The 24,706-nt window shown below is 41.4% G+C and carries 22 protein-coding genes; 14 read left to right on the top strand and 8 right to left on the bottom strand.

Going from position 1 to position 24,706, the window contains the following annotated elements; all coding sequences use genetic code 11:
* Positions 1 to 1,605 carry an MDR family MFS transporter gene (locus tag ISX45_RS14620; RefSeq protein WP_306465180.1) on the top strand — a complete coding sequence of 535 codons (1,605 nt, stop codon included), beginning with the start codon at positions 1 to 3 and terminating at the stop codon, positions 1,603 to 1,605.
* 53 nt (positions 1,606 to 1,658) lie between these two features.
* On the opposite strand, the gene ISX45_RS14615 is transcribed toward ISX45_RS14620, so the two are convergent.
* From ISX45_RS14615 to ISX45_RS14605, 3 genes are all read right to left on the bottom strand, one after another.
* Positions 1,659 to 1,994, bottom strand: coding sequence for a DUF779 domain-containing protein (locus ISX45_RS14615; RefSeq protein WP_181555438.1), 336 nt, complete (start codon positions 1,992 to 1,994; stop codon positions 1,659 to 1,661).
* 63 nt (positions 1,995 to 2,057) lie between these two features.
* Positions 2,058 to 3,578 carry an aldehyde dehydrogenase gene (adh, locus tag ISX45_RS14610; RefSeq protein ID WP_181555439.1) on the bottom strand — a complete coding sequence of 507 codons (1,521 nt, stop codon included), beginning with the start codon at positions 3,576 to 3,578 and terminating at the stop codon, positions 2,058 to 2,060.
* Between the two features lie 327 nt (positions 3,579 to 3,905).
* Complete coding sequence (locus ISX45_RS14605; protein ID WP_181555440.1) at positions 3,906 to 4,475, bottom strand: hypothetical protein; 570 nt, start codon at positions 4,473 to 4,475, stop codon at positions 3,906 to 3,908.
* A 246-nt stretch (positions 4,476 to 4,721) separates the two neighbouring features.
* On the opposite strand from ISX45_RS14605, the gene ISX45_RS14600 reads away from it, so the two are divergent.
* The 4 genes from ISX45_RS14600 (at position 4,722) to ISX45_RS14585 (ending at position 8,320) form a co-directional block, all read left to right on the top strand.
* Positions 4,722 to 5,156, top strand: a complete 435-nt coding sequence (locus tag ISX45_RS14600; RefSeq protein ID WP_181555441.1) for a DUF1284 domain-containing protein — start codon at positions 4,722 to 4,724, stop codon at positions 5,154 to 5,156.
* A 132-nt stretch (positions 5,157 to 5,288) separates the two neighbouring features.
* On the top strand, positions 5,289 to 6,659 hold the full coding sequence (locus tag ISX45_RS14595) for an aspartate kinase (protein ID WP_181555442.1): 1,371 nt from the start codon (positions 5,289 to 5,291) through the stop codon (positions 6,657 to 6,659).
* 89 nt (positions 6,660 to 6,748) lie between these two features.
* A complete protein-coding gene (locus tag ISX45_RS14590; RefSeq protein WP_194519318.1) occupies positions 6,749 to 7,714 on the top strand; it encodes a processed acidic surface protein in 966 nt (321 codons plus the stop codon).
* A gap of 6 nt (positions 7,715 to 7,720) precedes the next feature.
* On the top strand, positions 7,721 to 8,320 hold the full coding sequence (locus tag ISX45_RS14585) for a class D sortase (protein WP_407649647.1): 600 nt from the start codon (positions 7,721 to 7,723) through the stop codon (positions 8,318 to 8,320).
* Positions 8,321 to 8,385: 65 nt separating this feature from the next.
* On the opposite strand, the gene ISX45_RS14580 is transcribed toward ISX45_RS14585, so the two are convergent.
* On the bottom strand, positions 8,386 to 8,838 hold the full coding sequence (locus tag ISX45_RS14580; protein WP_181555444.1) for a YwpF-like family protein: 453 nt from the start codon (positions 8,836 to 8,838) through the stop codon (positions 8,386 to 8,388).
* Positions 8,839 to 9,093: 255 nt separating this feature from the next.
* Here ISX45_RS14580 and ssb point away from each other — a divergent pair, with 255 nt between their 5' ends.
* Positions 9,094 to 9,438, top strand: coding sequence for a single-stranded DNA-binding protein (gene ssb / locus ISX45_RS14575; RefSeq protein WP_181555541.1), 345 nt, complete (start codon positions 9,094 to 9,096; stop codon positions 9,436 to 9,438).
* 182 nt (positions 9,439 to 9,620) lie between these two features.
* On the opposite strand, the gene ISX45_RS14570 is transcribed toward ssb, so the two are convergent.
* On the bottom strand, positions 9,621 to 10,031 hold the full coding sequence (locus tag ISX45_RS14570) for a helix-turn-helix domain-containing protein (protein ID WP_181555445.1): 411 nt from the start codon (positions 10,029 to 10,031) through the stop codon (positions 9,621 to 9,623).
* Positions 10,032 to 10,246: 215 nt separating this feature from the next.
* Between ISX45_RS14570 and ISX45_RS14565 the strand changes: the two genes are divergently transcribed.
* The gene (locus ISX45_RS14565; RefSeq protein WP_194520714.1) at positions 10,247 to 10,738 is read left to right on the top strand and encodes a hypothetical protein; all 492 of its coding nucleotides are present in this window, start codon (positions 10,247 to 10,249) and stop codon (positions 10,736 to 10,738) included.
* A gap of 158 nt (positions 10,739 to 10,896) precedes the next feature.
* Here the strand turns inward: ISX45_RS14565 and ISX45_RS14560 are convergent, their stop codons facing one another.
* A complete protein-coding gene (locus ISX45_RS14560) occupies positions 10,897 to 13,659 on the bottom strand; it encodes a DEAD/DEAH box helicase (RefSeq protein ID WP_194519317.1) in 2,763 nt (920 codons plus the stop codon).
* Positions 13,643 to 15,241, bottom strand: a complete 1,599-nt coding sequence (locus ISX45_RS14555) for a hypothetical protein (RefSeq protein WP_194519316.1) — start codon at positions 15,239 to 15,241, stop codon at positions 13,643 to 13,645. The genes ISX45_RS14560 and ISX45_RS14555 overlap by 17 nt, the downstream gene beginning before the upstream one ends.
* A gap of 244 nt (positions 15,242 to 15,485) precedes the next feature.
* Between ISX45_RS14555 and ISX45_RS14550 the strand changes: the two genes are divergently transcribed.
* Positions 15,486 to 16,874, top strand: a complete 1,389-nt coding sequence (locus ISX45_RS14550) for a C40 family peptidase (protein ID WP_194519315.1) — start codon at positions 15,486 to 15,488, stop codon at positions 16,872 to 16,874.
* A gap of 83 nt (positions 16,875 to 16,957) precedes the next feature.
* On the top strand, positions 16,958 to 17,161 hold the full coding sequence (locus ISX45_RS14545; protein WP_194519314.1) for a hypothetical protein: 204 nt from the start codon (positions 16,958 to 16,960) through the stop codon (positions 17,159 to 17,161).
* Between the two features lie 435 nt (positions 17,162 to 17,596).
* On the opposite strand, the gene tagU is transcribed toward ISX45_RS14545, so the two are convergent.
* Positions 17,597 to 18,532 carry a polyisoprenyl-teichoic acid--peptidoglycan teichoic acid transferase TagU gene (gene tagU / locus ISX45_RS14540; protein WP_194519313.1) on the bottom strand — a complete coding sequence of 312 codons (936 nt, stop codon included), beginning with the start codon at positions 18,530 to 18,532 and terminating at the stop codon, positions 17,597 to 17,599.
* A gap of 215 nt (positions 18,533 to 18,747) precedes the next feature.
* Here tagU and wecB point away from each other — a divergent pair, with 215 nt between their 5' ends.
* The 5 genes from wecB (at position 18,748) to ISX45_RS14515 (ending at position 24,704) form a co-directional block, all read left to right on the top strand.
* Positions 18,748 to 19,893 carry a non-hydrolyzing UDP-N-acetylglucosamine 2-epimerase gene (wecB, locus tag ISX45_RS14535; protein ID WP_181555451.1) on the top strand — a complete coding sequence of 382 codons (1,146 nt, stop codon included), beginning with the start codon at positions 18,748 to 18,750 and terminating at the stop codon, positions 19,891 to 19,893.
* A gap of 194 nt (positions 19,894 to 20,087) precedes the next feature.
* Complete coding sequence (locus ISX45_RS14530; RefSeq protein ID WP_194519312.1) at positions 20,088 to 20,483, top strand: hypothetical protein; 396 nt, start codon at positions 20,088 to 20,090, stop codon at positions 20,481 to 20,483.
* 386 nt (positions 20,484 to 20,869) lie between these two features.
* Complete coding sequence (locus ISX45_RS14525) at positions 20,870 to 22,198, top strand: UDP-glucose dehydrogenase family protein (RefSeq protein WP_194519311.1); 1,329 nt, start codon at positions 20,870 to 20,872, stop codon at positions 22,196 to 22,198.
* 479 nt (positions 22,199 to 22,677) lie between these two features.
* Positions 22,678 to 23,964: a nucleotide sugar dehydrogenase gene (locus tag ISX45_RS14520; RefSeq protein ID WP_181555454.1), complete on the top strand. Its 1,287-nt coding sequence runs from the start codon at positions 22,678 to 22,680 to the stop codon at positions 23,962 to 23,964.
* 32 nt (positions 23,965 to 23,996) lie between these two features.
* Positions 23,997 to 24,704 (top strand): WecB/TagA/CpsF family glycosyltransferase, encoded by a 708-nt coding sequence (locus ISX45_RS14515; protein ID WP_181555455.1) that lies wholly within the window; start codon positions 23,997 to 23,999, stop codon positions 24,702 to 24,704.
* Positions 24,705 to 24,706 lie beyond the last annotated feature (2 nt).

Raw genomic sequence — 24,706 nt, 5'->3', positions numbered from 1 at the left:
ATGACAGAAGTAAATGCGTTGGAAATGCAACCAAGTATGATTAAACATCGCAACATTTTAATTACCGGATTAATTATTGCCATGTTATTTGGCGCTTTAGATGGGACGATTGTTGGAACCGCTATGCCACGGATCGTTGGCGAGCTGGGCGGATTAAGTTTGATGACATGGTTGACGACGGCTTACATGTTAACATCGACAACAGTTGTGCCGATTGCCGGGAAGTTGGCAGATTTATTAGGGAGAAAAGTCGTTTATGTTTCCGGCTTAGTCATTTTTATGATTGGTTCTGCTCTTTGCGGAATGGCGAATAATATGACGGAGCTCATTATCTACCGCGGTCTGCAAGGCATTGGCGGAGGCATTATGATGCCGATGGCGATGATTATTATCGGTGATTTGTTTACCGGAAAAGAGCGCGCCAAGTGGCAAGGGGTTTTTGGAGGGCTTTACGGTCTTGCTTCTGTGTTAGGTCCACAAATTGGTGGATGGATTGTCGACCATTTAAATTGGAAATGGGTATTTTACATTAACCTTCCTGTTGGAATTTTAGCGACGATTTTTATTGCGATGGGATTAAGTAAGCATCAGGCGAAAGGCCCTGTTAAATTTGATATAGCTGGAATGTTCACCATGGTGGTTGGTGTGGTCAGCTTGCTTTTAGCCCTTACGTTTGGCGGCGATAAGTACGCTTGGACGTCATGGCAAATCATTAGCTTGTTCGCTGTCGCTATCTTATTCTTAGCACTCTTCGCTTGGGTTGAATCAAAGGCAGAAGAACCGATATTACCAGTTCATTTCTTCAAAAATCGAACGTTTACGGTGTTAAACGGCATTGGCTTTTTAATGAGTATTGGCATGTTTGGTGCTATTATGTTTGTTCCGTTATTTATGCAAGGGGTCGTCGGCGTGAGTGCGACGCAATCCGGAACGATTATGACACCGATGATGATTACGATGATCATTGGCAGCATCATTGGCGGACGAATCGTTTATAAGATAGGTGTTAAGTCGCAATTGATTATCGGCATGTTGATTATGGCGCTTGGGTTCGGTTTATTAGGAACGATGGATATGGAAACGACGAAATGGACGGCAACATTCTACATGATTGTTCTAGGTCTCGGAGTCGGTTTAGTTATGCCGATTCTTACGTTAGCGCTACAAGAAAGTTTTCCGAAGTCTGAACTCGGTGTTGTCACTTCTTCAAGCCAATTTTTCCGTTCCATTGGCGGAACGTTCGGGATGACGATTTTAGGGGCAGTTATGAACCATCGATCAAGTAATTTACTAGAGGATCGTTTAATGCCGGTGTTACAATCGCTCCCAGCACAAGCAAAAGGAATGGCCAATCAGTTTGCTCATATGATTCACGATGATCCACAAGGATTATATTCTGCTTTGCTTAGCCCTGAAGCATTAGCAAAAATGCCGCCACAATTTAAGGAGATGCTTATTCCGATTTTAAAACATTCGCTCGTTGACTCTCTTCATTCGGTCTTTATGGTTGGGCTTGTGTTTGTGATCTGCGGTGTCGTGTTCGTGTTTGCACTGCGGAAAATCAAGCTTACCGATCAACGGCGTGCGGAGAAAGCGGCAAGTTAAACGGGGGAGTATAAAAGGGGTTCACTTCCATACGGAACGTGAACCCCTTTCGATTACTCAAATACTTTTGACCGGGTAAGGAAACGGACTCCCTCTGGCCCTTCCAGCGAGAACATCCCGCCGCGGCCGGGAACAACATCAATAATAAGTTGTGTATGTTTCCAATACTCGTATTGGGCCGCTGCGATATAAAATGGGCAGCCGCCAATTTCTCCAAGGAGCACATCGGAGTCACCGATGATTAAATCCCCTTGTGGATAGCACATGGGTGAGCTTCCATCACAACAACCGCCGGATTGGTGAAACATTAGCGGCCCGTATTTGGCTTTCAATTTTTCTATCAACTGTAACGCGGCTTCGGTCGCAATGACTTTCTTTTGTTCGCTCAAAGCAATTCCCCCTTTATAAAACAGGCAGCGTGCTTTTTCGCTCGCTGCCTGTGAATTTATGGATTAAAAGAAGCCGAGTTTTTTTGGAGAATAGCTAACAAGCAAGTTCTTCGTTTGCTGGTAATGTTCAAGCATCATTTTATGTGTTTCGCGACCGATTCCGGACAGTTTATAACCGCCGAATGCCGCATGGGCAGGATACGCATGATAGCAGTTTGTCCAGACGCGTCCCGCTTGAATGCCGCGACCGAAGCGGTAAGCGGTATTAATATCGCGCGTCCATACACCAGCGCCTAATCCATATAATGTTTCATTAGCGATCGCTAACGCCTCATCTTTGTCTTTAAACGTTGTGACAGAAACGACTGGCCCGAAAATTTCCTCTTGGAAAATACGCATTTTATTATGACCTTTAAATACTGTCGGTTTTACATAATAGCCGCCGTTTAAGTCTCCTTCGAGGAAATTGCGCTCGCCGCCGATGAGTAGTTCTGCTCCTTCTTGTTTACCGATATCAATGTAAGATAAAATTTTTTCCAATTGTTCAGAGGAAGCTTGTGCGCCAATCATCGTTTCCGTATCTAATGGATTGCCTTGTTTAATTTGTTTCACGCGCTCTAACGCCCGTTCTATAAATTTTTCGTAGATCGATTCTTGAATGAGGGCACGGGAAGGGCATGTACATACTTCACCTTGGTTTAAAGCGAACATTGTAAAACCTTCAAGGGCTTTATCAAAAAATTCATCATCTTTTTCCGCCACGTCTTCGAAGAAAATGTTTGGTGATTTTCCGCCAAGCTCTAATGTAACTGGAATAATGTTTTGAGATGCGTATTGCATAATTAATCGTCCTGTAGTTGTTTCGCCAGTGAAAGCAATTTTAGAGATGCGACTGTTTGAAGCAAGCGGTTTTCCGGCTTCGAGGCCAAATCCATTAACAATATTGATGACACCAGGAGGAACGAGGTCTTGAATTAATTCTATTAAAACAAGGATTGATGTTGGTGTTTGTTCTGCAGGTTTTAAGACGACACAGTTTCCAGCCGCTAACGCTGGAGCGAGTTTCCATGCCGCCATTAAAATCGGGAAGTTCCAAGGAATAATTTGTCCGACAACACCGAGTGGCTCTTTAAAGTGGTAAGCAACGGTATCATGATCGATTTCTGCTAAAGTGCCTTCTTCAGCGCGAATGCAACCGGCGAAATAGCGGAAATGATCGATCGCGAGCGGAATGTCAGCAGCTAGTGTCTCACGAACCGGTTTCCCGTTTTCCCATGTTTCTGCGACTGCTAGCATTTCCAAGTTTTCTTCCATGCGGTCGGCAATTTTGTTTAAAATGCGGGCCCGTTCTGCTGCGGAAGTGCGTCCCCAAGCATCTTTTGCTGCATGAGCTGCGTCTAACGCAAGTTCGATGTCAGCCGCTTTGGAGCGCGGTACTTCGCAGTAAACCTGCCCCGTCACAGGAGAAATGTTTTCGAAATACTCTCCATCAACCGGTGGGACCCATTTGCCGCCAATGAAATTTTCATAACGTTTTTTGAAAGTGACAAGTGAGCCAGGCTGTCCAGGCTGAGCATAAATCATTCCAATTCCCCCTTTGTTTTCATTCGTATGCGCTTGTTTGTAAACGCATACAGTTATTTTGTGAAAAATTTCTCACAATTCTGATATTAACATGGTATGATGTTTTTGTCAAAATAAAACTATTAATCTATGCCCGCGAATTTATTATACTCATCGCTTTGGTTATATATGCTATCGGTTTTTGATGTTGCCCTATAAAAACGTGCAAGTAGAAGCGAACTTGAAAGAATGAAAAAAGTAATTGCAGTCAGAGTTTTTTAAAGGAATCGTAGAGCATTTTCTGTGATTACGCAAAATGGGGATAGGCAGACTATCTCCATTTTCTCGTTAATACTCAAGATCAAGCCCATCTAACAACATGCTAGCATAGACACCTGTTAAGTGATGAAATGCTTCAAGTACATCGCGCGGATCCGCGGCGAAAAATCCTTTCATCATCTCTTGGTTACTTTTATGAATAAAACTAAGAATAAAATCAGTTTTAATACGATTGGCGACAAGAATGGCGCAATAGGAGCGCTCAAGTTGCTGTTTACGTTCAGTTTCATCGCTGATTTGAGCAAAATGCGTATTGTATTGCTCGGTGATTTCTGCAAGTCGTTCATGAATGCGCGTTTGTGCTTCCTTCATCATTGCTTCGACTGCCGCCGCAGAAGGAAAGGACTTTTTTGTTAAAATCACGTCTAACACTTGTTGGAGCGCATAGGTTGATTCGGTTGCAAATGCGATGTTTGCTAGCAATAGTTGGAGATATTCATCGTCATGTTCTGCCTGAACGCGCATTTTCATAATGACTTCTGTGACGTCGGAATGGACTTTTTCTTTTGTCCACTGGCTAGTAAGCTGGTCAAGCAAAACAGATAATACTTGTGCAACCTCTTCTTTTGTGATTTTCATTGTGTTTAGTCCCTTTCTTTCTCGAATTCGTATGCCATGTTACATTTAGAATGCCATTTTTAGTCGCCATAAGTCAACGGCAAGATACAAGGTATAGTCTCTTATCCCATTTTTTACAGTTGTAGGAATGAACACTCATCCGTTAAGATGGAAATAAATAATCGCTAAATATTTCGGCTTTTCTTGTGAATTAACTGCTTATTGCGTTTTTCTTGAAATGTATAAAAGGAAGAGGAGAGAAAAAGAGTGAAACCATTGCGGTTAAGGGGACATCATTTATTGTGTGTACATGGGTTTCGGGGAATGGGCTACAGTCCGTCATTTGTAGAAAAAATGTGGGAGATTGTTAAAGATATCCGCAACGAAGAAAAAGATTTCCCGATTCAAGTGGTGGTGGCGCTTGATGATGCCTGTTTTACATGCCCGCACCACGGCGAATCGACATGTCAAGCCGATCCAAATTCGAATGAACATGTGACATCCATGGATCGAAGAGTGATTGAACACCTTGGAATTGAAGAAAATGGGGTGTATTTAAAATCGGAGCTTGTGCAATTAACAGCGCGTAAAGTTCGTCCCGATGATTTAGAGCATTTATGTGCGAATTGTTCATGGCTTCCGTATGGGGTATGTAAAGAAGGCATCGCCAATGTCCGTAGTGGAAACGTGGCTCAACAATAGAAGCAGGCTTGGACGATCGTAACAGTGCTGGGATTTGTCAGAATTCATAAAAAATAATTGCTTCCTCTTTGATAAAAGTGTGGTATCATAACAAGATATAAAATGATTTTTCAAGAGAAAGGGTTATGGACCATGAAAGTAGCGAAATTCGGGGGAAGCTCTGTGGCAAGCGCTGAGCAGTTTCGAAAAGTGGCTGATATCGTATGTTCTGATGTGGAGCGCCGCATTATTGTCGTTTCTGCGCCGGGAAAACGGTATAAGGGCGACGTGAAAATCACAGATTTATTAATTCAGCTAGCGGATGCCGCGATACATGATGAACCGTATGACAGTGTCCTAGAAGCAATCGTAAAACGTTATGAAGAGATTGCGAGAGGTCTTGAGCTGTCTGTTTCGTCGCTCATTTCGCACATCGCGGATGATTTGCAACAAAAAATTGATACATACCGAGACGCCCCTGATCGGCTTATGGATGCCATAAAGGCAAGCGGAGAAGACCATAATGCTAGATTGATGGCGTTTTATCTCTATAGTTTAGGATTAGAGGCTCATTATGTAAGCCCGCGTGAAGCGGGAATTTTCGTGACCGATGAGCCGGGCAATGCGCAAATTTTACCAGAGTCATATGAAAAACTAAAAGATTTACGGAAACGACATGGGGTGTTAGTAATCCCGGGATTTTTCGGTTATTCCTTAACCGGTCATATCGTGACATTCCCGCGCGGCGGTTCGGATATTACCGGTTCGATTGTTGCCGCCGGAGTAGGAGCAGACGTCTATGAAAACTTTACCGATGTTGACTCGATCTACTGCGTGAACCCGGCCATTGTAGATCATCCACGTCAGTTGAAAGAACTGACATATCGGGAAATGCGGGAACTCTCGTATTCGGGCTTTTCCGTGTTTCATGATGAAGCGTTAGAGCCTGTCTATAAGGCTGGGATTCCTGTATGTGTCAAAAATACAAATAATCCAGCAGCACCGGGAACATGGATTGTCGCAGAGAGAAACCATAACGATGAACCGGTTGCCGGTATTGCTAGCGATGTCGGTTTTTGCAGTATTAACATTAGCAAATATTTAATGAACAGAGAAATTGGCTTTGGGCGAAAACTGCTGCAAATTTTAGAAGACGAAGGGATTTCCTATGAACATGTCCCATCAGGAATTGATAATATGTCTGTTATTTTGCGAGCGAACCAATTAGAAGGGGAAAAAGAGAAGCGCATTCTCGACCGCATTCAAACCGAGCTTCAAGTAGATGAAGTCCACATTGAACACGGGTTAGCCCTTGTTATGGTCGTCGGTGAAGGAATGGAGCGAACCGTCGGGGTAGCGGCGAAAGCGACAGCGGCATTTGCTGAAGCGAACATTAATATTGAAATGATTAATCAAGGATCTTCCGAAGTGAGCATGATGTTTGGCGTGAAAGAAGAAGTTGTCAAGGAAGCTGTTCGTGCATTGTATGAAGCATACTTTTCATCTCACATCCACTCTCTGTAAAAAGAGAGTGGATGTATTTTTTATACATAAGAACATGACAGTCGGAAAATACTACCATTGTATGAATTTTGACAATGGAGGAAATTGCGATGAAAAAACTTCTTTTCGTTGCTGTCATCTGCCTATTTTTGAATACGATAAATGTTGATGATCGTGCATTTGCCCAAATTAATGAAAAAGAGCTCCAGCAATATGTCAGCAGTTTCGGCTGGACGATAGAAGATTTACAGCATTACTTGGCCGACTACGACATGACGATCAACGATTTTGCAACATTAGAAAAGCTAAAAGAACGGCTTGGAACACCGATTACAGAAGAAAACTTAAATGAACTGCTTATGCGGTACAACCTCACACAGGAAGAACTAGAGGCGTTGCTTGGACAGTTCGGTGAAACCGTTCAAGACTATACATTTATTAAAGATTTAGATACGGCTGTTGATTTTTACTTACATCATGACAAAGAAATGCAAGAAATTAATGATATGCTTGCATCCATTGGATTCACAGAACAGGAAGTGAATCGGTTATTTGAACATATTATGTCGCTTGATGAAAGAGCGCTTGTTCAGCGATTAGAAGGAGTGGATGCGCGCCTTGAACCGTTTCTTCATATCGATGATCCAACGAAATTAACAGACGCGCAGCAAGAAGAATTGATATCCATTTGGGAAACTTTATTGTCGGCGCTCGAGATTCAACCGAAGTTTTATTTAGTCAAACATGGACAAAAACAAAAAGTATCGTCCCGACAATTGATGGCGATGAACACGCTTGGCGGGCGAGATTTGCTTGTAGAGCTATACAACAATCAAGGTGAACGATTAGTCGATCTGCAATTATCAGAGAATATGTTAACGTCCGATTACATTCTTCATGCGGGAGAAAGCTTCGTTCATGCCGGAGAAATGGCGGCAGAAATGAAAGAGAAAATGCAAGGAGAGAAAATGCCAAATACCGCTTCGCCTTATGTGACAAATACTCTTATTGGGTTACTTCTTATGTTGCTGGGTGCTTTTGTTTATTGGAGAACACGTGAAAAGGCAATGGAGTGAGAGGGAATGTCTCAGACGTGTCGCCATTGGAAAACTGTGTTGCGATATAGCGCGTTTGTTTTCATGATGCTTGGCCTTGCCGTGATGTTATGGAACGGGTATTCATTTTGGCAAGGATATCGTGCCGTTACACCATTAAAGGAAGCAGACAAACAATCATCCAAACGGCTTACCCGGGCACAAGAAACGCTTGTACCACCTAAGCTCGGGGAGCAAATGGGAACATTGCTCATTCCGAAGCTGCACATTTCGTTACCGATTTATCATGGGACGGACGAACAAGAGCTACGAAAAGGTGTCGGCCATTATCCGAAAAGCGCATTGCCGGGCCAACCGAATAATGTTGTGCTGTCAGGACATCGCGATACCGTTTTTCGTCAGTTAGGGCAAGTCGGACTTCACGATGAACTCATTGTCAAAACATCTACAGGCGAATTTGTATACCGGGTCAAAAAGGTGCGGATTGTCGATGAAAATGACCGCACCGTCATCGTGGAAAAGCCACGTCCCACTTTAACGGTGACGACCTGTTATCCGTTTGATTTTATCGGGAATGCGAAACAACGGTATGTTCTTATTGCTCAGTTCGTGAAAAAACGGACGTAACAGCATTCACCTGTAACGAGCCATGATAAAAAAGCTGACTCATCAAGGGCTAGAATAGAAGAGAATCAGCCCTTTGTTGAGTCAGCTTTTGTTGGTTCTTTTACACCGCGCCGTTCATGAAGTTGATGCTTAAATTCTCGCAAAAGCGCTTCTCCTTGGAGACCCTTTTCTACGAGGCCGGCGAGCACGACTTCAGCTAAATCCGTTTTATTGCGGATTAACAGGCCATCCATCAGAACGCTAATATGTTCATTTAGCGAAGTGATCGAACGTATGGTAGCGATCATGTTCGCGGGGTCGTTGCTTTTATTGGAAATCGTGACTTGGAGACGGAATTCGTCTTTTTCCTTTTGCAGCTCAGAAAAAAAATGTTCGTATTCTTTATCTAAATATGTTTCAATTAACCAGTGATTTTTCCCGTCTTCTTTATTAATAACAAGCCCATCAATGAGCGAAACCTCTTCTCGATGCAAATCATCGTAAACGACGGAGAGCCCTACAAGCTTAAAGGTCTTCATCCCATCACCTCGTCAATGTTGTCTTACGAAAAATTATAACATATCCACTTTGTGAAGGGGAAATAGGCAAAAATTTTATAGTGAGGTACAAAAATTGAATTTTTATGTCACATTTTCTCTTTTATTGTCAAAAAATGCTTATAGATAGTGAAAACATTGATGGGGAAAATTAAAAAATCGTAATTTTACGAAAAATAGTTTGTTGATTATGATAAAGGTGCAGACGGTGGTAGGAAGGGAGAGATGCAACTGACAATGATCAACCACGTTGTTCTTGTCGGGCGTTTAACAAAAGACCCCGAACTTCGCTATACTGCCGATGGTTCGGCGGTAGCCAACGTCACATTGGCGGTAAGCCGCAATTTTCGCAATGCGGAAGGGGTGATTGATACCGATTTTGTCCATTGTACGCTTTGGAGAAAAATCGCCGAAAACACAGCCAATTATTGTCGGAAAGGTTCGATTATTGGAGTGATGGGTCGAATTCAAACAAGGAATTACGAGAAGTCAGATGGACAACGCGTCTATGTAACCGAAGTCGTTGCTGAATCCGTCCGATTTATGGGTGGACAACCACAGCAATGGCTCGGACATTCATAATTAACTCCCTCATTGATTCTTCCTCTATGTTTCCTTTCCTAATTTTCCCCCTATATAGAGAAACTAGCCTCAATATTCCCTCTTACATTGTGCCAACAGACATTCGTTGGCGCATTTTTTATTATTTATCAAATAGACACGTGAGGTGACGATGCCTATTGCTCTTCTCTCATGAGGGGAGGCTATTCAATGGCCCGCGAAAATTCTTTTACTAGTGTAGCGATAATGGCTTCGATATGTTTGCGTTTTTTTGTCGGTAATTGTACTAGTGAATAAATTGCTTTTTCCATTTCGGGATTTTGTTTTAAATAAGCGATAATATCAAGCATCGTTTCATCGATACGGTCGGTTTGATAAAGGCGGTTGACTTCTCGTAGTAGCTCTTTTTTATTTGTTTGTCTTCCTATTAAAAAGTCTATGCTGACTCCATAGAGGTTGCTTAGCTTTTCTAACGATTGCACATCCGGTAACAACTCTCCGTTTTCCCATTTGCTAATTTGTGAGCGTGATATATTGAGGCGTTGGGCCAATTCTTCTTGCGTCCAATTTTGCTGTTTTCGTAAGTATTTTAATTGCTCGCCTAATCTTTTCATATTCTTCACCACAGCTCTATCAAAAATGAATCAATATATTAAAGATAGGAGATTGTGGAGAAGAAGTTCGTTCTGTTTTAGAACATATTATTATTTGTTGCGAAAAAGGTCGTTAAACTATCTTTTGCTAGTGCTCTACAGCTTTTTCCCGAACAAAGATTCTGTTAGAATATACAATAAATGGATAAATATTGACTTGGATGAAAAAGCGAGGGATTTGTGTGAATATTTATCTTGCAGATTTAATTGTGAGCGAGCGGAAAGTGGAGAAGCGCAAAATAGGCACATACAGCATCTTTGTGAAGGAGATGAAAAACCCGTTTTCGGTGCGGTTGAAAACGATTGCTCCGACGAACTTTGCTGATTCGTTACGGTTTTTAAAAAGCGGGGAAACACATGACCGCTTTTTAGACGAAGAAATGTGGTTTCGCACAATTAAATGCCAAGAGAATGCGCAACTGTATTTTGTCTTCAAATCCGTTGATCAACTCTATATGTTTGTTATCAAGCTTGATTTGAAAAAACGGCATTTCGAAATTACGTCTTATGAATGGAATCAGCTTCAACAAAAATATCTCCGCTTACATACGAACGAACTTCTCACAATTGAAAAACAGCTCATCTACTACATTCTCCAGTCGCTTTATATTTACGAAAATAAGCGAGTATCCTACCTTTTTGTTTCCCCTGTAAAGAAAAAACAATAAAAAGGGCTATCTCATCGCGGAGATAACCCCAGCATATTTTAACGATGTTGCTTTTGATTTGCAACCTCTAATTTTTTCGCCATCCGCTCATATAGCTTTTCCCATGGTGTTTTTACTTTGGCTTCTTTTGCTTTTCGCTTCGGTTGTTTCTTCATGTTTTATGCTCCTTTGCGAATGATTGTTGGGAGAACAAGCAATTCACGTAATTCTTCATTCGACAATTCCGTAATCCATGCTTCACTTTGAATAATTTCTTCATTTAGCGCCTGTTTTCGCTCCAGCATTTCGTCAATTTTTTCCTCCAGTGTGCCTACAGTAATGAGCTTATGAACGTGGACAAACCGTTTTTGTCCGATACGATATGCGCGGTCAGTTGCTTGATTTTCAACGGCTGGGTTCCACCAGCGGTCAAAATGAATCACATGGTTGGCTGCAGTTAAATTAAGCCCGGTGCCTCCCGCTTTTAATGACAATATAAAGATGTGAAATTGACCGGCTTGAAATTGTTCAATCATACGGTCGCGCTCTATTTTTGTCACGCTGCCGTTTAAAAAGAGGACGTTTTCCTTTAATCGGGAGGAAAGAAGCTGTTGAATCATCTCACCCATTTGAATATATTGCGTAAAAATTAAGCAGCTTTCTCCATTTGCGCGAATTTGCTGCACAAGCTCAAGCAATGTTTCAAGCTTATGCGACCGCTCTAATACATTTGTCGGGTTGCTTTCTTTTAAATAAAGAGCTGGATGATCGCATAGCTGTTTGAGCCGATTTAACATTTGCAAAATAAGCCCGCGCCGTTCCCGTTGGTTTGCTGTTTCAATATGTTTCAGTGTTTGTTGGACAAACTCCTCATATAAAGAAGCTTGTTCAGCGGTTAGCGGACAATATTCTTTTTGTTCGAGCTTATCTGGCAAATCTAAAGCAATCGCTTCATCGTTCTTTGTACGCCGCAATAAAAACGGGCGAATGAGCTTTTGCAGCATGGCGATTTTCGTTTCGCTGCGATCTTTTTCAATCGGTGCAACAAAGCGGCGTTGAAATTGCGTCAGGCTTCCTAAATAGCCCGGATTGATAAAGTCAAAAATGCTCCAAAGCTCGGTTAGCCGATTTTCCATCGGCGTACCGGAAAGGGCGATTCTATGCCCGCCTTTTAGTTTACGAATGGCCCGCGCTTGTTTTGTGTGAGCATTTTTAATATTTTGTGCCTCATCTAAACAGATTGTTCCCCAATCGACGGACGAAAGCTCGGCAAAGTCTAAGTGCACCAAGCTGTATGAGGTCATGACAATATCTGCCTCACGAACTGATTGTAAGAACGTTTCTCCCTTGGCGCGATTCGGACCGTGATGTGTGTAAATTTTCAGTGAAGGCGCGAATTTCGCGCATTCTTTTTGCCAGTTGCCGAGCACGCTTGTAGGACAGATCAGTAACGCTGGTTTGTGCACGGTTTCATGTTCTTTCACATACGAAAAGTACGCAAGCATTTGTACTGTTTTTCCAAGTCCCATATCGTCCGCCAAACATGCCCCAAGTCCGAAGCGCCGTAAAAACAATAGCCAATCGACACCGCGTTGTTGATACGGTCTGAGTGTGCCTTGGAATGAAGCCGGAACAGCCACGGACGGGATTTCATCTAAATGAGTAAGTTGGCGAATAAAGGTTTGGAAGCTGTGGTTTAACTCAATCGAAATATGTTGAAACGGCGTGCTTTCTTCCTCGCTCTCAGCATGCTCATGTTCTTGCTGCAAAAATGCTTGTTGTAACACATCACGAATCGGCAGCCCTTCTTTCCGCGCTTGGTCCATCAACGACTGCACGTGTCGGATGAAAGCGGGATCAAGCTGGATCCATTGTCCACGAATTTGCATAAGCCGTCGTTTCTGCGCGACTAGTTCGGCAAATTCTTCTTCGCTCAATTCAACCCCGTTTGTCGAGATGCGCCAGTCAAAATCGACAAGAGTCTGCAATCCGAGCGTTGCCTCGCCAGCTTTCGGGGCGGATTTCACTTTTGCCTTCATCGTTACGGTTGCTTGTTTGACCATCTCCCACCAGGATGGCAAAAAGATACGTGCTCCTGCTGCAAGAAGCTGCTCGCTTGCTTCTTTTAAAAAACGCCACGCTTTGTCTTCGCTTAGCGAATTTCGCAGCTGTCCATATCCATTGTTTAGCCACGGAACAGCTGTCAACCAAAGCCGGTGTGCTCGTTGAACAGCATGATTATACTCTTTCCATTCAGTCGGCAAATGTTCTTCTCCGCTCCAAATGAGAGTGTCACTGTTATCTTTAGCAATCAGCAACGTTTCCAGCTTCCAATCGTTTTCTTCGTCTGGTTCGCTTAGACGCAAAGCAACCGTAAACGGTGCCGTATCTTTTTTCCAGCCAATTTCATAAAGCCAATCTTCCTCGGAATAGAGCCAATGAGAACTATTATTTATAAGAAGCGGGTACGTATTCGTGATTTCTTGCCACACTTCATAGAGCTCTTGATCGCGCTGAATCCAATCATGAATTGCGAGAGAACGCCATGTTTTGATAAATGGATTTTGCTCTGTTTCTTCTTCCATTTTCCAACCGAAGCCCCCGTCTTTCCAGGCCGTAAAATTGGGCATAAATTGAAGGGTTCGTATATCGTCCATGATCGCTTTCGCCCATCGGCGAAACGTCATTGAAGGTTCATCCCATTGAAGGCGAGCCAACTCGTTTTCTGACGAAGAGGAAAAAAACGTCAGAGCTTCCCAAGGAGATAGCCATACTCCTTGCTGTTCACCGATTTTTTTGGTTGTCAAAAACGTTCCGTAAAAGCTTTCGGCATGCCACGAAAACGCCAGCGCTCGCCATTTTTCTACCGGTTCATCGCTATAAAGGAAAAAGGCGTTTTCATCCTCAAGCCAGCGGCTCATTAACTTATACCTTTTGATCATTAAGCAACTTTCCTTTCTGTATCTCTTCTTGAAAGGCACGGAGCCGTTTGTGCTCCTCTACTAATTTCGTGATATATCTGTTCCACACCTCTTTTTTCCCTAAAGCGCGGTAATATGTACGCAGCTTTTTTAAGTGCTTAACTGCCATTTTGTAACTTTCGCGGTTTTTCAATTGAATCATTTTGTGAACGGCATGATGATAGAGAGGTAACAATAAGGAACGATCATGCGTTTCAACAACTTTTAGAAACGAACGGTGAATATCGTTGACATCGATATCGGCAAGCAAATGCAAATCAACCCATTTTTTATATTGCCTGCTTGTGAGTAAAAAGTAACTATAATCGGAAGCGCTGTAAGGAAGTAAAACTTGCAATAATATTTCATAGTTTTCATCATCCCCGGTTGCCTTCGCGTACCGGTCATATAAATAAAGCAATTCTCTTGTGATAATGGCCCCGTCAGAATAATTCGTTGCAGCTAAGTACGACTCCATACTGGTGATGCATAGTTTCCACCAATGTTTGAGGCGTTCCCATTGTTGACCATGGATCAAGTTTTTCATCCATATTATTACATAAGGAATTGGAACAAATTTTAGTTTTTTCAAGAGAGAAAAAGTTTCCTCATCATTGCCGCGAAGAAATGCAAGATGTGCCAAAGCGAGTTGACACTCAAGCACAATATCACCGCGTTCTTCTTGCCGCTGTAACAACCATTCTTTTTCTTGCTGATTCCATTTTTCATTATGAAAAAGAACGCTCCATACCATTTGATAAATGGCGATGCGCTCATCCATCAATGCATCGCCAGCAAATAAAATGTGACGAACGTATTCGCGGCTTTCCTCAAGAAGCGGAGCGAATGATTTAGGAATAGAAACCTTCGCTAAATCTTCACATTTCTTTTTAATCGTTTCCATAAATTCAGACACGTTCGCGATCCAAAACGAGCGATAATAAGAAATGTGCTGATAGTGTCGTCCTTCCTCAAGAAGACGACAAAATGTAAAAAGTGCCGCATGAAGATGATACAGTCGTTTTTCTACAAGCAACATAGGTGCTTCATTCAGTAATGACGGGAAAAAACGGTAGCACAACTGGTGAATAAATGCATAATTTCCTTTATTCGATTTTGCGAAAAAGAGATGATATGATTTCTGAAACTGGTTTATCCAATTACGGACGGAAGAGGATGGGGTTACGAGTTCACGTGCTTTTGTTAAGGGCAATACGCTACTTGTTTGCTTTGTATTCCACTCGCGAATTAACTCTCCGATTTGCCCAACGTGGGAATATAAATAAAAAAACAAGGCAAGTAGATGGGGACAAACGTACGAATCACTGCATTGGCAATGACTTTGTGAAAGATGGGTGAAATAAATTGTCGGTTTGTACACATTCTCATCAAGAACATTCGCTTGAATGACGCCATTTTGAACGATTGCTGCATTATAGACAAAACCTTCCCGATACAGCTTAAGCCCCTTTTTCATTGCTGATTGATTGGAAAGTGTAACTTCTTTTTTTAGTTGACGTGCCGCTTGATCTAATACAGCTTTCGACAAGCTCGTTTGTAACAATCGATTTCATCCTCTCGCTATTGCTTACTCTCTTATTCTAGTTTAATCTGCAAAATTTTATATAAAATTATAGCAAAAGTCTCTTTCTATGAAAAAGAAAGTTTCGGTATACTAAACATAAGTATACAAGAATGAGAAATATTTCTTGAAACCGTATGTCGAAAAAAAGAATTCGGTGGCTGGATTCCTTTTTTCGACATAGCGAGCGCTAGGCTAGCAAGAAAAAGAGGGAGAGTGACAAACGATGCAATTAAAACCCAAGCACGTCATCATGACATCTGCTTTTGCCTCGGCCTTGTTTATGTTGCCGATGACCGGAAAAGCAGCGGAATGGAAAATCGGTATGAGCCACCCGCAAGTGAAAGAATTGCAGCAACTATTAAAGGCGAAAGGGTTTTTTACTTATCCTACTGCAACCGGTTATTTTGGAACGATTACAGAAAAGGCGGTGAAAGATTTCCAAGCATCTGTTCACTTGCCGGCAACGGGGATTGTCGATGACCAAACGTATGAGAAGTTAAAAAGTAGTGTGACATCGGCCAACCAATCGAAAAGCAAAGCGAGCCGTCCGCTGCAAATCGGTTCAACTGGAGATGCCGTGAAAGTACTTCAACAAAACTTAAAGAAGCTTGGCTATTTTACATACCCACAAATCACTGGTTATTACGGCACGATTACGGCTGATGCGGTAAAAAAATTCCAAAAAGCGAGCAGGCTTGCGATAACAGGTGTCGCTGATTCGCAGACCGTACAAGCGATTCAAAATGCATTGAATCGTCAAACTGCTTCGCCGTCGAATGAAACCGCTCTGCGAATTGGCTCAAAGGGGCCTGAAGTAAGCAAACTTCAGCAAAACTTAAAGCAACTTGGTTATTTTACATATCCGCAAATTACGGATTACTACGGTACAATTACGTCTGATGCTGTGCGTAAGTTTCAACAGCAATCCGGGCTAAAAGCAACAGGTGTCGCTGACAGCACAACGCTGGCGAAGATCCGCGAAGCCGTTGACCAAAAGACAAAACCGAGCTCATCAACACCAAAAACGACTATTTATTTAACAATTGGCTCTACTGGACAACAAGTCGAACAAGTACAAGCGAAACTAAAACAGCTCGGTCATTTTACATATCCGACGATTACCGGTTATTTCGGCCAAGTGACAGCCGAAGCTGTTAAGAAGTTTCAACAGAGTGCAAAGTTAAAAGTAACTGGCGTGGTGGATAATGAGACATATGAACAATTGATGGGACAAGCACCGGCAGTGAAGCTGGATGTCATGGAGCTAATGGCCGATGCGGCAGAATTATTGGGCAAGCCTTACGTATGGGGCGGCCAAACGCCAGAAGTCGGATTTGATTGCAGTGGTTTCATTGTGTATTTGTTTAAGAAACAAGGTCTGTCCTTACCGCGTACAGTAGCGATGATGTGGAATACGGGTACATCTATTGCTACTCCTTCGGTCGGCGATATTGTCTTTTTTCAAACCGATGGACCAGGCGCTTCCCATGCTGGTATTTACATCGGCAACAATCAATTCATCCATAGCGGCAGTTCCACCGGCGTCACGATCAGCCAACTTAACAACTCTTACTGGAAAGCGCGCTATTTAGGGGCGAAGCGATATTATTAAAATAAAAGGCTATTTTCTAAAAAGAGTGTTGCTAAAAGAATTGCATATTATGTGGTTAGAATAATGGAGTGAAGGTGTGGAAAATGAGGGACGAGACAAAAATCCACCCAATGGTGCTATTATCTACTTTTATCAATGTAATCGTTATGGCCATGTTCGCTTATGACAAATTCAGCGAAAAGCAAATGGGTTATAGTATTGCTTTTATATTGCTATCTCTTTTGTTTCTTGGTATGACAATTTATGGGTTGGCGAGAAACAACAAGATTGGCCGCACAGAAAAATAGTAACGGTTATCTTTGAGAGAGGATAGGAGTCATTGTAAACGTCGTGCCAAGCCATTGTTTTAACAGCTATGTTCCGTATAGCAGCAATTTACGCGGAAACAGCCAAATAAGAAAGTGCGAACGTCCCCTGCCCATGTCTTGTGGGCAAACAGCGGAATGTTGCCATCTTGGTTCCCTCGATGGACATTCTTTCCGCTGAGAAGCACTTGCACTTTGGAGAGAAAAGGTCATTTGACCCGGAGCGATTTGCGAACAGAGCTAAACAGTGAAGAAAAGCGGAGTCGGAGTGAATTGCTCTTAAACCTAAATATTCTTCCCGCGACAGAGTTCATGTCGTTTTTGGCACAAGAGAGCAAGATATAAGCATTGATGTGATAAAAGGGGACTGACTCTAAAACAGCAGTCAGTCCCATAAGAAAATACTTGTGATAAAATTTAAGGGGTGTCCTTTATTTCTAAATGTTCACGTAATTTATTGGACAATGCGATACGTTCCTGCTTAGGAACAATGATGTAGCTAACACCATTGATTGTTTGGCTATTACCTTTAATGTGCAACTGCTCGATATGCTGCCGTGCCTCTTTATAATTCGCTTGAATATCTTTCATTTGTTCAAACGTTAAATTCGTTTTTATGTTTTTCCCGATTGCAGCTAACAGCTCATCGTAGTTCGCTAACGATGAAAAACTTGCTCCCTTATTAATGACCGCTTCAATAATTTGCTTTTGCCGGTCTTGACGGCCAAAATCACCGCGCGGATCCTCGTAACGCATGCGCGAGTACTTTAATGCCTTTTCCCCGTCTAACTTGATTTCTCCTTTTGGAAACGTTACCCCGTCATACGTAAAGGCAAAAGGATTATTTACGGTTACTCCGCCAACGGCATCGACAATGTCTTTAAAGCTTTCCATATTGACTTTAATATAATAATCGATGGGAATGTCCAAAAATTTTTCGACGGTCGCCACCGTCATTTCGACGCCACCAAACGCATAGGAATGGTTAATTTTATCTTCTTTCCCCTTGCCGACAATCTCTGTTCTTGTATCACGCGGAATGCTCACCATTTCAACGGATTTCTTATTTGGATTCACCGTTAGTACAATTAATGAGTCGGCACGACCGCGATCCCCTTTTCGTTCGTCGACACCGATGAGCAAGATAGAAATAGGGGTCTGCTTTTTCAAGGAAACTGGTTGTTTTCGTTTCTCAGACGTCATGCGATGAATTGGCTCGTGCATTCGATCAGCTGTTTTCTTTAGATGATGATAAACTGAATAGCCATAAACTCCAACTCCTAAAAGGAACAATGCCAATAAGCTTGTTATTATCCATAACCATTTTTTCTTTTTTCGACGTTTTGCTCGCATGCATAATCTTCCTTTTTTAGGTTAATGGTAAATCTAACAATGATTATAAATATTTTTGAATATGGATACAACCTTCCAACTTTTGTTTACTCTTTTCATAAGAGAGAACACATGCTAGAATATGAACAGGCTTTAAGGGAATAAAGAGCAAGAATAATTATTGTCAAGATAAAAATGTACGAGCCAAATCATTACTAGTTATTGTAGGTGAAATCATGTCTAGAAAGCTAAAAGTCATGACCATTTTTGGAACAAGACCTGAAGCGATTAAAATGGCACCGCTTGTATTAGAACTTGAAAAATATCCCGAATATATTGAATCGATTGTTACTGTCACAGCGCAGCATCGGCAAATGCTTGATCAAGTTTTAGATATCTTTCATATTTCTCCCCATTATGATTTAAACATTATGAAAGAGCGCCAAACATTGGCTGATATTACTGTTCGCGCTTTAGAAGGACTTGATCGAGTAATGAAAGAAGTGAAGCCGGATTTAGTGCTTGTCCATGGGGATACAACTACTACATTTGTTGCTAGTCTTGCTGCTTTTTATAATCAAATTGCTGTAGGGCATGTAGAAGCCGGATTAAGAACGTGGAATAAGTACTCTCCTTTTCCGGAGGAAATGAACCGGCAATTGACGGGAGTAATTGCTGATCTGCATTTTGCTCCGACAAAAAAGGCATACGAGAACCTTATTTGTGAGAATAAAAAACGTGAATCGATTTTTATTACAGGAAATACAGCAATTGACGCGCTAAAAACCACAGTAAGTGAGCACTATCAACATCCTGTGTTAGAAAAAATGCAGGGTAGCCGTATGATTTTACTGACAGCCCATCGTCGAGAAAATTTAGGAGAACCAATGCGGAACATGTTCCGTGCTATTAAAAGGATTGTTCATGAGCATGATGATGTACAGGTTGTCTATCCAGTTCATTTAAACCCGGCAGTAAGGGAAGTAGCTGATGAAATACTTGGGAATGACCCTCGCATTCATTTAATTGAGCCGCTTGGAGTATTAGATTTCCATAACTTTGCCGCAAGAGCGTTTCTTATTTTAACGGATTCAGGCGGGGTTCAAGAGGAAGCTCCTTCGCTTGGGGTGCCAGTTCTCGTATTGCGCGATACAACCGAACGCCCTGAGGGAATCGAAGCAGGTACATTAAAACTCGCCGGAACAAATGAAGAGACGATTTACGAATTGGCGTTTGAGCTGCTTAATAATGAGGCAGCGTATGAACAGATGGCAAAAGCCGTCAATCCTTATGGGGATGGAAAAGCATCAGAGCGAATCGTTCAAGCAATCCTTTACCACTTTGGTAGAATAACACAGCCACCAAGTCCATTTCATGTTTAGACAAGAAATCATTCCCGTACCGCGTTGACGAAAGGTACGGGTACTTTTTCGTTTGGAATGTAATAAATGAATTATAGTGGAAAAAATGATCGAGCAGGAAATAAAAAATTTTTAGTTGCAGGCTACTTTGTGATAGGATTACTAATTAGGGATTTATCCGTATAAAAATGAAAATTATGGAGGTTTTCTGGTTAATGTTAAAAAATCTTCCTCATGGGGTAAAAATTAGTATTGCTCGTTCTATTACTCGTGCGTTTGAAAAATATATGAATGACATTGAATGGGAGGAAACGAAGTTTCATCCACCTGCATTTATGCAAGAATGGCGTAGCTATATCGAGAAAAATTCTAATTGGTTTCATTCTCTTGATGAACAAATTAAGTCCGATCCGTCGTTCCATGAAGAATTGGCAAATAAAATTAACGAAATGATAGAAAAAGTACTTTCAGAAGCGCCGACGAACGAACAATTAGCCAAAATAGAAACGTTAGCGAAAGAGCTGAATTTAAAAGATATTCATGTTTCTTGTAAGGCAGAGGCCAATTACTACATCGAACGGCTCGAAAACATGAAGAGGGAGAATAAGTGAACATGCCATAAATCGACTTTATGGCATGTTTTATTATGATTGTTGGCATCTCCCTTTCTCGCTGTTAATCTCGGATTCATTTTCTCTCCCGAGTAATATGGTATATAAATAAGATGAAGGAAAAATGGTAAAACGAAAGGGAGCGTTATCGCAAAGTGAAAGTTGAATGTAATAGTGAAACACGCTAATCTATTAAAAGCAACTATTTTATAAGAATTATAGTTTTGTTTGGGAGCGGTATAATTATCTCTGTGTTAAGGGAAACGATCTTTTTGGATGGAATGACAGATAAATAGAGTTCGGTGTTTATTTTTGCGATATAATTAGTCGCGGGAGTTGGATATGGGACATGTACGTTTTTCGAATCGCCATAGGAGGTGTAACGTGTGAAAATCACTGTTGCTGGTACGGGATATGTAGGCCTCGTGACCGGAGTTTGTCTTGCGGAAATCGGGAATAAGGTGACTTGTTATGATATTGATGAACAAAAAGTACAAAAAATGCGCCAAGGCATTGTTCCAATCTATGAACCGGGATTAGAGGAATTAATGAAAAAAAACATCGCCGAAGAACGCCTGTTTTTTACGACAGATGCAAAAACCGCTTACGAAAGTGCGGACGTGATTTATATTGCGGTGGGAACGCCGGAAAATGAAGACGGTTCGGCTAATTTAACCTATGTTGAAGAAGCGGCGTTAGCGATTAGCCATTATGTAAAAAAAGATACTATTGTCGTGATAAAAAGTACTGTTCCAGTAGGGACGAATGATCGAATCCAAGCATTGATCAATGAACATAAATTACCGGGAATTGAAATTACGGTTGTATCCAATCCAGAGTTTCTACGGGAAGGTTCTGCTGTCTATGATATGTTTCATGGAGATCGTATCGTGATTGGAGCAAACGATGAGAGGGCTGCTTCGATAATTGCTGAAATTAATAAACCTTTTGGCATCCCGATTATTCAAACAGATATACGCAGCGCCGAGATGATTAAATATGCGGCGAATGCTTTTTTAGCCACAAAAATTAGTTTTATCAATGAAATTGCTAATATTTGTGAAAAAGTAGGCGCCAACATTGATGATGTGGCTTATGGAATCGGGCAAGATAAACGAATCGGACCTCATTTTTTAAAAGCCGGAATTGGCTATGGAGGGTCTTGTTTTCCAAAAGACACGAAAGCGTTGATGCAAATTGCAGGCAATGTTCATTATCAATTTGATTTACTTGAGTCGGTCATTAAAGTGAATAATAAACAGCAGTTGCTGTTATACACAAAAGCAAAAGAAATATTTTCTTCATTAAGAGGGAAAAGAGTTGCTGTGCTTGGTTTGGCGTTTAAGCCAAATACCGATGACATTCGCGAAGCCGCTTCGCTTGTATTAATTCAAAAATTGTTGAACGAACAAGCAGAGGTCACAGTATATGATCCAGTGGCAATGGAAAACGCTAAAAGCGTACTCGGTGACAGTGTTCGCTATGCTCGTTCAGCGATATCTGCTTTAGCTGGACAAGAAGTGGTTTTTATTGTAACAGAATGGGATGAGATTAAGGATATTCCTCTTTCTACTTATGTAGACGAGATGAAGGAACCGATTATTTTTGATGGAAGGAATTGTTATGATTTAAAGGAAGTGGAGAAATATCCAGTTACGTATATTTCTGTTGGTCGTAGAAATATTATTCATGCTTCGTTAGTTGAAAAGAGATAGAGATAGAGATTACCTTCTATTTTGATACAGAACTGCGACTGACGAATATCGATACGGCAAAACTTGATCCATCTAAAAGATTACAAACGCTATATGAAGCTGGCATCATTCTGGCAGGGAAAATCACACATATGAGCCGTTTGATTATAGGAAACGCAATCAAATAGACAAATGCTGACGAGATGCTACCGATATAAATGAATAATCAAATATGCTCTGCCCTGCTTCCGCATATAACGGACGGGGTGTTTTTTTGGAGAATGAAGGAGAAAGGAAACGGGAAACTAAACAAAAAGATACATCTTAAACTATAACTTCCTACTTGAATTGTTTATTGGTATGCATTACATTCTAATTTATGATGACATTTATTTAAATTTTGTTACAAGATAGAGAAATTATATGACCAATCTGTATTTTTTGCTATAATAAAATTTGAGTGCAAAAAACGGTACTTGTGTAAAGGAGAAATCTTTCGTATGAATAAGAAAGTTTGTGTTATCGGATTAGGATATATTGGACTACCAACTGCAGTGATGTTTGCAAATCATGGGTTGCAGGTGCATGGTGTCGATATCAATGAAAAAGCAGTTAACATGATTCGACAAAAACAATTACACATTGAAGAAACAGGATTGCAGGAGCGTTTGAATCAAGCGATTGACAGCGGTAAATTTACGGTTTCAACAACACCTGAAGAAGCTGATGTCTTTATTATTGCCGTACCTTCTCCGATTAATAAAGATAAAACCGCGAATTTAGATTATGTACGTGAGGCGACAAAGTCGATTGTCCCTTATTTGCGCAAAGGAAATTTAGTTGTTTTAGAATCAACTGTACCACCGCGCACAGTAGAAGATGTCATGTTGCCAATTTTGAAAGAAACGAACTTGGAAATCGGAACAGAACTGTTTGTGTCTCATTCTCCTGAACGAGTGATTCCGGGAAGAATTTTTGAAGAATTGATCAATAACGATCGAATTGTTGGTGGAATTAACGAAGAATCAAGCCGCTTAACTGCGGAATTGTATAAAACGTTTGTCAAAGGAACGATCCATTTAACTGATGCTACGACTGCTGAAATGGTCAAGGTGATGGAAAACACATACAGAGATGTCAATATTGCTTTTGCTAATGAGTTAGCGAAAATTAGCGAAAAAATTGGCATCAATGTTTGGGAAGCTATTCGCCTAGCAAATTTCCATCCGCGAGTAAATATTCATTTTCCTGGTCCGGGAGTAGGCGGGCATTGTATCGCTGTCGATCCTTGGTTTTTAGTGGAATTGCAGCCGGAGCTAGCAAAAATCGTTGGCTTAGCTCGTCATACTAACGATAGCATGCCGGAATATACGGCGCTAAAAATTCAGCGAATTCTCGAAGAACAAGGAATTCGACATGGCCGCGTAGCCGTGTTTGGGCTGGCGTTTAAAGGCAATGTTGATGATATGCGGGAAAGCCCGTCATTAGAAGTTATTCATCACCTTGAGAGACTCGGAATTGACTATACGGCTTATGACCCGCACATTCAAGAAAATCGCTTAGCTCGTCAAACACAGCATATCGAAGAAGCCGTGGCTCATGCGGATATGATTGTGATTTTAACAGACCATAACGAGTTTAAAACGTTACATCCAGAACAAGTGGAATCTTATGTAAGAACAAAAATCATTTTTGATACAAAAAATTGTATTGACCGACATGTATGGGAACAAAAAGGGTATGAGGTACATGTATTAGGGGACGGCAAACACCTCCCAAAGCAATAGATGAGGATGACCATTCCAAATTAGGTGATAAGATGAAAGAAACATTTTTAGGCGTCGATGTTTGTACATATACGTACGAACAACTTGTTGCCAAATTAATAGAGGACATTAATGATAACCGCAAATCATTCATTGTGGCAATTAACCCAGAAAAGATTATGAAAGCGCAAGAAGATGAACAGTTGCGGGAACTTTTAAACAAAGCGACGTATCAAATTCCCGATGGGATCGGTGTCATTTTAGCCTCAATAATAAAAGGTGGGAAAATCCGCTCGCGTGTAACGGGAATCGATATGATGCTTCGATTGTGTCAAGAAGCGACTACACATGGGAAAAAAATCTTTTTATACGGAGCAAAACCAGGAGTGGCGGATGCGGCAAAACAGAAGCTAGAGGAAAAGTTCCCCGGCATTCAAATTGTCGGTACTATGCATGGTTATGAAAAAGATGAGAATGTCGTCAAGGAAGCCATTAACCAATCACAAGCCGATATTTTATTTGTTGCTTTAGGAAGCCCGGCCCAAGAATATTGGATTGTGAAGCATATGCATTCTCTGGTTCCAAAAGTATACCAAGGAGTAGGCGGATCCTTTGACGTTGTTTCCGGAAGGTTAAAAAGAGCTCCGCTTTTCTTTCAAAAGCTCGGCTTAGAATGGTTGTACCGTCTAATCAAGGAACCGTGGCGATGGAAGCGGCAGCTTGTACTTCCGAAATTTCTAATTAAAGCGATTAGAGAATAGAA

Origin of the sequence: Thermaerobacillus caldiproteolyticus (assembly GCF_015326725.1) — a bacterium.
Taxonomy (GTDB): Bacteria; Bacillota; Bacilli; order Bacillales; family Anoxybacillaceae; genus Thermaerobacillus; species Thermaerobacillus caldiproteolyticus.
This window is presented reverse-complemented; position numbering and strand designations above follow the sequence as displayed.